Raw genomic sequence first — 1287 nt, 5'->3', positions numbered from 1 at the left:
GTATCTCTCCTGGCCATCGGCTGTGTATCCTAATTTATTATTGTTACCCGCAGCTCTCCTATTAGGGATCGCTATTACCGTGATGATAAGTACTTTTAAGAAATATCTTTGAGGTAATAAATAGGTAAAATTTTTAATGATTTTTGTTAGATTTTTCAGCGAAAAAGCCTAATTTGGCAGTAAAAAGAAAAAATAATGGAATTTACTCAGTTAACCATTTAGCATGTTTTTGTACTGCCTTTTCGGCAGTTACCGTATAGGTGTTCTTAGTAACCTTTTATGTTATGAATTGGGAACAGATAAAATGTTGCAACTTGATTTTGGATCTTCAGATTCCTTCGAACGAGCGATATCTCCATTTGAGGAGATGGCTGCATATGAAGYGCTGTGGACTGAGCAGGGCGCCACATTTAAAACTATTGCTGATAAATTCCGGCAAGCACCTAATGGTACGRTACCATCTGAACTTGTCCCCGAAGAAGAAAGAGAGTCTGTCAAAAAGTCACTGAAATATATTCTTAATAAATATTCTGTGGAGCATTTAGGTGTTAGAGTGCACGGAGCTAGTGAGTATCCTGATAAATTGAGAGATGCTCGTCACCCAATAGAATTRTTTTATTATCAAGGTTGGTGGGATTTAGTTAATACTCGGTGTGTAGCTGTTGTCGGTTCACGAAAGATATCTGATGAAGGTCGCCGTAGAACAAGAAAGCTAGTTAAATGTCTTGTGAATGATGGATTTACTATTATTTCTGGCTTGGCTGAGGGAGTAGATACGGTTGCTCATACGACTGCGTTGGAGTTTGGGGGTAACACAATAGCGGTTATTGGTACTCCGTTGTCTCATATTTACCCAAGACAGAATAGTGAGCTCCAAAAGGCAATTAGAGAAAGTTATTTGCTAATTAGCCAAGTGCCGTTTAAACGTTATATTGAGCAAGATTACCGTAGTAATAGTCTGTTTTTTCCTGAGCGTACTGTGACTATGTCGGCATTATCTGAAGCGACTATTATCGTTGAAGCATCTGATACCTCAGGAACGATGACGCAAGCTAGAGCGGCTTTGAATCAAGGCAGGAAATTATTTATATTAGAATCTTGTTTCAAGAACACTTCAATTAGCTGGCCGGCAAAATATGAAGCGTTAGGGGCTATAAGGGTTAAAGACTATGAGGATATTAGGGAACATCTGTGACTTACCGTCTTACAAAAATTGATGAATTGAGTCGTAGAGATCACTACTATCTTGCAGAAGACGACACTTGTTAATAGACGACACTTGTTAAT

The 1287-nt window shown here is 38.5% G+C and carries 2 protein-coding genes; both read left to right on the top strand.

Annotated elements, in window-relative coordinates:
* Positions 1-112 (top strand): DUF4400 domain-containing protein (locus D3222_RS24625; protein WP_118988355.1); only part of this gene is annotated, 112 nt, incomplete at its 5' end.
* Positions 113-304: 192 nt separating this feature from the next.
* A complete protein-coding gene (locus D3222_RS24620; protein WP_118988356.1) occupies positions 305-1195 on the top strand; it encodes a DNA-processing protein DprA in 891 nt (296 codons plus the stop codon).
* Positions 1196-1287 lie beyond the last annotated feature (92 nt).

Source organism: Photorhabdus sp. CRCIA-P01 (genome assembly GCF_003545805.1).
Lineage (GTDB): Bacteria > Pseudomonadota > Gammaproteobacteria > Enterobacterales > Enterobacteriaceae > Photorhabdus > Photorhabdus antumapuensis.
Note: the sequence above shows the minus strand (reverse complement) of the source record. Positions and strands in the feature narration are given on the sequence as shown.